The following is a 7,556-nucleotide window of genomic DNA, read 5'->3' as shown; positions in this document are numbered from 1 at the left end:
TACTTTCGGCGTTTTTACTTAATTATTCTCTCATGGAAGTGACAACAAAGGGCTAACAAGCGATCGCCTAAAATAATAGGTAAAGGCTATACAGTGCAGTAGTAAACTAGCCACCAATTAATAGAAGGACTCAAACATGACCGAAGACAGCAGAATTGATGATATTTACCTGCGCCTCAATGAATTGACAGAGGATGTGACCAACCTGAAAATACAAGCAGGAACAATCGGTACATCTCAGGTAGCGATCGCTAGGACGTTGAGTTTGGCTAGTGGGTTGGCATCGGATATGCGAGAAGTCAAAGCAGAGATCCGTGAGATGAAAGCGGATATTCGGAATTTAAACGCAGGGATGGAAGAAGTGTTGAGGCTGTTGCGTAACAGAAATTCTTAGCAAAGAATAATCAAAAATATTATCTAAAAGCGGTTTGTTCAATACAGACCGCTTTTTACATGAAAAAATGCACAAAAAGGAAATCTACTATGCAAGTCACAATCACAATTCCCCGTGGATGGGGCTACCCACGATTCACATTTGGACAACGCACAAAGCAAGGTATTGTAGTGGGGATTGAGTATATTCCTGGTGATAGTTTGATAGGTAAAGAAGAAGGTTTCGGCTGGCAATACGGTTTGTTACCTGACAAAAACAGCAAAGATATTGTTTACCTCACAGAGAACGAAATACAACCGCTTTCTGCCAAAGAATCAGAAGAAGAAATACTTAAAGATATTGACGCGCATTTAAACGAAGTTGCAATACTTCAGGCTCAATTAGGAGTTAATCTCGAAGTAAAAACTCCATTTGGTGACGTGAAACCGACGATTTCTAAACCAGTGCAAAGACAAAGCATATCGAGGCGTTCTGCGGCATAGAAAAAAGGCTACGCCAAAGCCCAAGTGAGACTCAAACCTCGTTATCTAACAGGAGAGCGAAAAACTCTCCTGTTTTCTTTCAGTAATCTAAATCAACAAAATATATGGCGAAAACTAAACAGATGCGGCAAGATTCAACGGCTGTATGTCTGCAATTTCTGAGGCTTTCTGGTGGGAAAGCAAGACTAAGCCAAATCAGCTTTAGTAAAAATACAGTCCAAAAACTGTTGAATCAGGAACTAGTGAAAATAAAGAGAACTGAATCTGGCTACTACCTAGAATTGAAGGAGGTAGAACTATGCAGCTAAAGCACTTAAAAGAAGCTTGGGATTTGTTGAAAGGAGTAGATAAAAGATACTACACCTCTACAGGTTTTTATGCCTTGGGTGATGCTTACATACTCAGTGGTAAAAACCCGCAATACAAAAACCAAGTAATTTTGGTAGAGCATCGTGGAAAATCACAAATTAATCATTGGGAGCAAACTTGTCCATTATCTGAGTGCAAAATTCGACCAACAGTTATCACGAATGGCGATGATGGTCAATGTAATCTCAATCGCAAGGCTCCAGTCTTACAAGTGGAGGGTTAATTTGCTATGAGTAAATACAAACCGCGCACTGTTAAACATCCCGTTAGGCTGCAAAAAAGCGATTCTCATAAAATAGTTTATCGAACAATTAGAGAAATACAGCAGCTTAAAAATAGTTCCCAGATTGGAACAGCCACAATTAACAAGCAATCAGTCATGGTACGCAAACAAGGGATGTATTGGGCTGTTGTGTAGTGATGAATTGATGTTGTACAAAGCGTAAACGTTATGCCTGAAATACTGTGAAAGCTACGCTTAAGCAAAGCGAAAATTTGGAGTATTGAACAATGGTACAAGCAATAGCTAACGAAGCATTTTTAGCAGATGCAGTAGTCGAACATTACAACTTTTCTAAATTAAATAAAACTCGTATTCGGTTAACAATCAAGTTAAAGAAAACCACCAAAAGTAATTCGCCTCGCTGGACTGATGTTTTGAAAGCTGAAGGCGAAGAATCAGACTTGCTGAAAGTAAAATCTTCCGAAGTAGGTTTGCGAGGAATCAAAGTATTTAAAGCTTTGGATGAAGCAGCAAGTCAATTGCGTCAAGAGATTGCATCGGTGCAAGAGTGGATGACTAGCGACAACGGTGATTGGATTTGTCCTATCGACCTCGCACCGTTGGTCTGGAGTCAGTTGCTCAACATTAGAGATGCGATCGCACCAACTTTACGGGCTGGACTCAAGGACGACTACGAGCAAGGTTTAGCGGATTATGTTGAACGCATCGAAAGCTTCATCTCGCTGAATGTTTGGGAACTGCCTCAAGATAAGCAAGAAGAAGTCAAAGCCAATTTAATCAAAGCATTCCCAACTTTGCCTGAGTTAGAAGATTATCTACAAGTTGTCATAGGTCGTCCGGTGATTATCCCGGCGCTGTCTGAACAACTCAATTCCGAGCAAGCCAAGTGTTTGCAGCAAATTACTCAGTTCATCCAGCAATACGACCAAAACCTAGAGCAAAGGTTGAGGGAATCAGCGATCGCCGGAGGTGAACAACTAGCAGCCCAGTTGTTAGATGAATTGGCTGATTGGGAACCAGGGCGCAAGCCCGTACAGTTCAAGAAAAAGATGGAAAAGCATCTTCAGAAAGTGCGGGTGCTGCTGGCGAATGCCTCTCCTGAAGCTGGTAGCAGTCTTGCTGAAATGTTGAACCATCTAGATTCGATTGTGAGCGATCCAGCGATTGAATCGAAGAACTTGGGGTCAGAAGGGCGATCTCAACTCCAGACGAAAGTGGATGCAATCTACTCCAAATTGTTGGACGAGCAACGCAATCTGCAACAGTTAGCAAGCAGCGATGTTGGGTTAACTCAAGCCACTGTTAAATCATTCAAGTTCCGTTAGAAAAAAGCGATGCCCTGAGAAATTCGGGGCATTGCACTAATGCTAGTATTCCAGGTTTTATTATGTCACATTTTACACAACTCAAAACTAAACTCACCAATCGTGATTGCTTAGTTCAAGCTCTAGAGGATTTGAAGCTTCAGCCCCATGTTTTTGAGCAACCGCAGCCGTTAGCTGGCTATTATATGGATTCGCAGGGGTACAATGCAGAGATTATTATCTTCGGCAGGACAATCAAAGCCCGTGCAGATATCGGTTTTCGCTGGAATCAAACCAGTGGTGTGTACGATTTAATCCACGATGAGTATGAAACATCTCCGCGACTTGGTGAAGATTTCTTCAGCCACAAGTTAATGCAGACTTACGGGCGGCGGATGGTTTTAGCCAAAGCGGAAGAATTACGCGAAAAGTTTGGTGAATGCACGATTACTGAAACAACTGAAGGACAGGTGCAAACCCTACGGCTAACATTTGCCGGACATCAAGAAGTTAAACAGTACGCACGGAGATAATCAATGGAACGCTCAATACTGATTCACTTTGACAAAACTACTGGTGAAGTGCGAGTAGAAGCTCTTGGCTTTGAGGGTTTGTCGTGTTTGTCAGCGACCCAGCCGTTTGAGGAGGCTTTGGGGGTTGTGGAGGGCGAACGAGAGTTTAAGCCCGAAGTGCAAAACCAGCAGCTACGGACGAATGCCAATCATCAGACGCGGTTACGGCAATAGGAATAGGAAAAAGGGGGAAATTCATCCCCCTGCAAGCATCATGAATAAACTACCCAAAGAATACCCTTTTATACATATTTACGCACAACAAAAAGAACACCAACCTGTAATCATCAAAGGCAATACTGAAGGATTGTCTATGCTGCTGAATGCCATTGTTTCTGCTATTGCCTACACAGAGCGCAACGGTATGGCAGAGATTTTTGACGGCAATGCCGAAGTTTATGAGGTAGTCGTGAGACTTGTAAATACTCACGAAGAACTTTCACCATTACCGTATCAAAAAGAACCATGAACCTAAATAATATATTCTCCACGCTGGATTCACAAATACCTATCGTGGCGTTAGAGGTACTTGCGCCAGAAGAAGCCACAATCATTCAGTGGCTGACTACACAAGCACAGGATAAACTAGACTCTCCCACGTATTTCTGGAATTTGGGAGTATCAGAACTAGAACAATGTCGAATTGCCCCGGATGGCGGACTGATATTCAAGCCAGTCGCAGAATACAAACGCCCAGCCCATGTAGATCCATTGGTATACATTTTCGAGTACATCAACAATTTTGATGGTACAGGGGTATTTGTCTTAGGCGATATTCATCCATTCATTGCGAATAACTCACCGCAGTTATCCTGGGAAATTCTCACCAGGGTTAAGAATTTGTACCACAGGCTCAAACCCACAGAAAAACGCATTATATTCTTGGGTCAAAATATTGAACTACATGAGTCTCTGGTACGGTTGATTCCGTGGGCAGAAGTGCCATTGCCAACAGTGGAACAAGTGCAAGAGCATATCTATTCCTACCTCAACTATTTGTCTGAATCTGCCACTGAACAAGACGTATCATTTCGTGTCCTGTTGAATACTGAACAGAGTGAAACTTTAGCAAGGGCAGCACTGGGATTAACTCTTGAGGAAATCAGTGATTTCTTGCGCTTAACTGTAAAAGAACGTTTGAGTAGCAGTGGTATTACTATTGATGCTACTGTCACGCCGATGGTAGTGGAGTACAAAACTCGGCTGCTTTCTCAAATGGGGATTGAGCTAGGGAAGCCTGCAACAATTCCCTTTGGCGGATTAGACCTGTTGCGTGAATGGTTGCAACGGCGACGGAGACTGTTCACACAAGAGGCGCGATCGCTGCATCTGCCACAACCTAAAGGTGTGCTACTAGCTGGCCCACCCGGAACGGGTAAGTCGCACTGTGCCAAAAACATCGCCAATATCCTCAATTTACCACTACTACAACTTGATATTGCATCAATGTTGGGTTCTTTGGTTGGGGAAAGTGAGGGTAATGTTCGCCGCGCCCTCAAGACCTCCGAAGCGATCGCACCCTGTATTTTGTGGTTAGACGAAATCGAAAAAGCCTTGTCTGGTCAGGGTGATACTAGCGGTGTATCACAACGAATCTTAGGAAATATCCTCACGTTCATGAGTGAGTGTACAGCCGGGGTGTTTGTTGTGGCAACTTGCAATGACGTGACTGCACTACCAACAGAATTAAAGCGCAAGGGCAGATTTGATGAAACCTTCTTTGTGGATCTGCCATCTGAGCCTGAGAGAGCGCAAATCCTCAAGATTCACCTAGAGCGATTCGGCATTAGCGTTGAGGAGGAATACCTTGAAGCGATCGCCGCCAGCACCTCCAAGTTTTCAGGAGCCGAACTCGAAACCCTAGCCTCAGAAGCCGCACTGTTCGCATTTGAGCAAGAGCGACCCCAACAGGTAACTCTAGGGGATTTGGAAGAATGTCGTCAAACCATCACCCCGCTTGCTGTCCAAGATGCGGCGGCTGTAGAACGGATGCGCGATTGGGCGAAATCTGCAAGGGCGGCATCGACAGCGTAGGCGCAAGCCTTGTCGCAGACATCGCAGATACAAAACCCACTCAATCGATTAAGACTGCGCGGTATAGGAACATGAATTAACAACGAGAGCGATTGCTACGACTATTGCCTGACAAACTACGGTTCTAAAATCGTACCTTCTAAATTAGCCTGCTCTAAATTAGCTTGGTTTAAGTTAACGTTGTTTAATTCGGCTTGGCTAAGATCGGCTTGAGTTAAATCTGCTTTTGCCAAATCTGCGTGGCTTAAATCGGCTTCATTTAGAGAAACTCCTGTAAGATCAGCTTCTTTGAGTTCAGCTTCACTTAAAGAAGCACCAATTAACTTAGCTATTGTTAAGTCGGCTTGATTTAGATTAGCACCATCCAAGATAGCTTCTTCGAGGATTGCTCCATCTAAAATTGCCCCACTTAAATTTGCATCACTTAGATTTGCTTGTGTGAGATTTGCACCATTTAAGTCAGCCTTAATCAAACTAGCTTTGCTAAAATTTACTTGACTTAGCTCTGCGCCATCAAGAATAGCTCTGTCGAGAATTATTTCGCTTAAGTTAGCACCTTCTAAAAATATTTCACTAAGGTTTACTCCTGTAAAATCTCTTGTGCCATTTTCGTATTGCGCTAATAATTCATCTGCTTTCATGCTTTTTTCTCCTACGAACGGCTGTTGCAGTCTTTAGTCAAGTAGCACTCTACAATCCAACGTTAAAATAGCTTAACGCTGCAATAATATTTCACTTCTGGTTACAAACTCGATATCTTGCAGAGGAAGTTGAGCATGGATGTTTTTGCCTTGAAGCGGAAAATGAATTTCAAACTTATCTGAATGACACTGTAAAACTGTTCCTACTAAACCTTTTTGCAATTCATGATCTACGTTGCGTTTCAGTCTCACTATGTCTTTTTCTTGAATGTAATTCATAGTTGTGACCTCAAATTATTACTAGTTGAATACGCGATGTTTACATTAAATTGTATTTTGCAAGTATGAGTCATTAACTGTTGATTTTACATCTTACCATAGTAGTAAATAAAGTTTTAGCTTTTATCTATAGGCGTAAATCAATAGGATGAAATTAAATAATAAATATTCATGCTGACGCATCTTACTAACAATCAATTTGGGTAGTTACTTCTAAATTTTAACTACAAAACGTAGAGTATAAAAAGAATTAAAATTTGATGCTGATTAAATAATGATTGCTTTTATATATGCTCAACCAAATAAACATTATAATAAATGACATGGATTTTCATGGATTGTTTTTTGACAACAAATAATAAACAGCTACGCTAAAGCAAAGCGAGAAATTAATTGGAGATAATCTGATGGTAACTGAAGTGAAGTTAGGATTAGGTAATCCACCCCATCCCATTTATTTGTATATTAAAAATGAAGAAATGGGCGGTGAACAGTATGTCTGGTATAAGTACATTATTAATAGTAAAGAAAAAGTTCCTGTCCACCAGAGAGCTTTGACTGGATATATTTGTGAACTCAGGCTCACAGAGAAAGATTATAGAGGTCAAGACAAACTTAAGCTAGATATTGTGATTTCGGCAGACGAACTTTATGTGATCAGAAGCGGTATCAATACCAATTTTGCTAAATCATTCTTACTCGCTGCATCCCTTGTAGAAGATTTTTCAAAACCTTTAACAATTGTGGTTAATCCTGGTAATGAGACTGTTGTCTTTTGCAGTCTTTATGATGCTCAGTCTAAGACTAAGCTTCGTAGAGATTGGGACGCTAATGCTGATTTTGCTGGCATAGTTCAAGATATTCAATCAAGGTTGTCTTTTGCCATCAAATATGAATTGGATGATGAAGACATATTTGCTACTCCTGTTGTAGAACAGCGAAGCACAACCAGAACGCAATCAAGGTCTGTCCCAAAATCAAAAGCTACTCCACCACCCGTACACCCTCAAGATGCAAGAGTCAGACAAATCCGTACAATGCTGGACTATCCTGTTGATCTCATCAAAGAGTATTTGCAGTTTCAGGATGCGAAAGCACCAAGCCAATTGCCACAGTCTAAGGTGGATGAACTGGTGAAAACCATGTGTTTGGCTTGGGCGGCAGACAAAGCTGACCCTTACCGCAATACCGTTGCCAAAATAAGAGCATGAAGAGGTAGGGCGTTTCGTAGTAGAGT

General features: G+C 41.8%; 13 protein-coding genes. 11 read left to right on the top strand and 2 right to left on the bottom strand.

Features of this window, described 5'->3' with window-relative positions; all coding sequences use genetic code 11:
- Positions 1-136: 136 nt before the first annotated feature.
- From ACM5QX_RS29105 to ACM5QX_RS29060, 10 genes are all read left to right on the top strand, one after another.
- On the top strand, positions 137-394 hold the full coding sequence (locus ACM5QX_RS29105) for a hypothetical protein (RefSeq protein ID WP_414756691.1): 258 nt from the start codon (positions 137-139) through the stop codon (positions 392-394).
- Between the two features lie 89 nt (positions 395-483).
- Positions 484-876, top strand: a complete 393-nt coding sequence (locus ACM5QX_RS29100; protein WP_414756690.1) for a hypothetical protein — start codon at positions 484-486, stop codon at positions 874-876.
- 104 nt (positions 877-980) lie between these two features.
- Positions 981-1,184 (top strand): hypothetical protein, encoded by a 204-nt coding sequence (locus ACM5QX_RS29095; RefSeq protein WP_414756689.1) that lies wholly within the window; start codon positions 981-983, stop codon positions 1,182-1,184.
- Complete coding sequence (locus ACM5QX_RS29090; protein WP_414756688.1) at positions 1,175-1,468, top strand: hypothetical protein; 294 nt, start codon at positions 1,175-1,177, stop codon at positions 1,466-1,468. The genes ACM5QX_RS29095 and ACM5QX_RS29090 overlap by 10 nt, the downstream gene beginning before the upstream one ends.
- A 6-nt stretch (positions 1,469-1,474) precedes the next feature.
- Complete coding sequence (locus ACM5QX_RS29085) at positions 1,475-1,663, top strand: hypothetical protein (RefSeq protein ID WP_414756687.1); 189 nt, start codon at positions 1,475-1,477, stop codon at positions 1,661-1,663.
- Between the two features lie 92 nt (positions 1,664-1,755).
- A complete protein-coding gene (locus tag ACM5QX_RS29080; protein WP_414756686.1) occupies positions 1,756-2,814 on the top strand; it encodes a hypothetical protein in 1,059 nt (352 codons plus the stop codon).
- 62 nt (positions 2,815-2,876) lie between these two features.
- Positions 2,877-3,326, top strand: coding sequence for a DUF1257 domain-containing protein (locus ACM5QX_RS29075; RefSeq protein WP_414756685.1), 450 nt, complete (start codon positions 2,877-2,879; stop codon positions 3,324-3,326).
- Positions 3,327-3,329: 3 nt separating this feature from the next.
- Entirely contained in the window at positions 3,330-3,539 is a 210-nt protein-coding gene (locus ACM5QX_RS29070; protein ID WP_414756684.1) for a DUF2997 domain-containing protein, read from the top strand.
- Positions 3,540-3,579: 40 nt separating this feature from the next.
- On the top strand, positions 3,580-3,834 hold the full coding sequence (locus ACM5QX_RS29065) for a hypothetical protein (RefSeq protein ID WP_414756683.1): 255 nt from the start codon (positions 3,580-3,582) through the stop codon (positions 3,832-3,834).
- Positions 3,831-5,399 (top strand): AAA family ATPase, encoded by a 1,569-nt coding sequence (locus ACM5QX_RS29060; RefSeq protein ID WP_414756682.1) that lies wholly within the window; start codon positions 3,831-3,833, stop codon positions 5,397-5,399. The genes ACM5QX_RS29065 and ACM5QX_RS29060 overlap by 4 nt, the downstream gene beginning before the upstream one ends.
- 116 nt (positions 5,400-5,515) lie before the next feature.
- Here ACM5QX_RS29060 and ACM5QX_RS29055 read toward each other — a convergent pair whose 3' ends face one another.
- Positions 5,516-6,040, bottom strand: coding sequence for a pentapeptide repeat-containing protein (locus ACM5QX_RS29055; protein ID WP_414756681.1), 525 nt, complete (start codon positions 6,038-6,040; stop codon positions 5,516-5,518).
- Between the two features lie 72 nt (positions 6,041-6,112).
- On the bottom strand, positions 6,113-6,319 hold the full coding sequence (locus ACM5QX_RS29050) for a hypothetical protein (protein WP_414756680.1): 207 nt from the start codon (positions 6,317-6,319) through the stop codon (positions 6,113-6,115).
- Positions 6,320-6,726: 407 nt separating this feature from the next.
- On the opposite strand from ACM5QX_RS29050, the gene ACM5QX_RS29045 reads away from it, so the two are divergent.
- Positions 6,727-7,530, top strand: a complete 804-nt coding sequence (locus tag ACM5QX_RS29045; protein WP_414756679.1) for a hypothetical protein — start codon at positions 6,727-6,729, stop codon at positions 7,528-7,530.
- Positions 7,531-7,556 lie beyond the last annotated feature (26 nt).

This window comes from Anabaena sp. CCY 9910 (assembly GCF_963920875.1).
GTDB lineage: Bacteria > Cyanobacteriota > Cyanobacteriia > Cyanobacteriales > Nostocaceae > Trichormus > Trichormus variabilis.
This window is presented reverse-complemented; position numbering and strand designations above follow the sequence as displayed.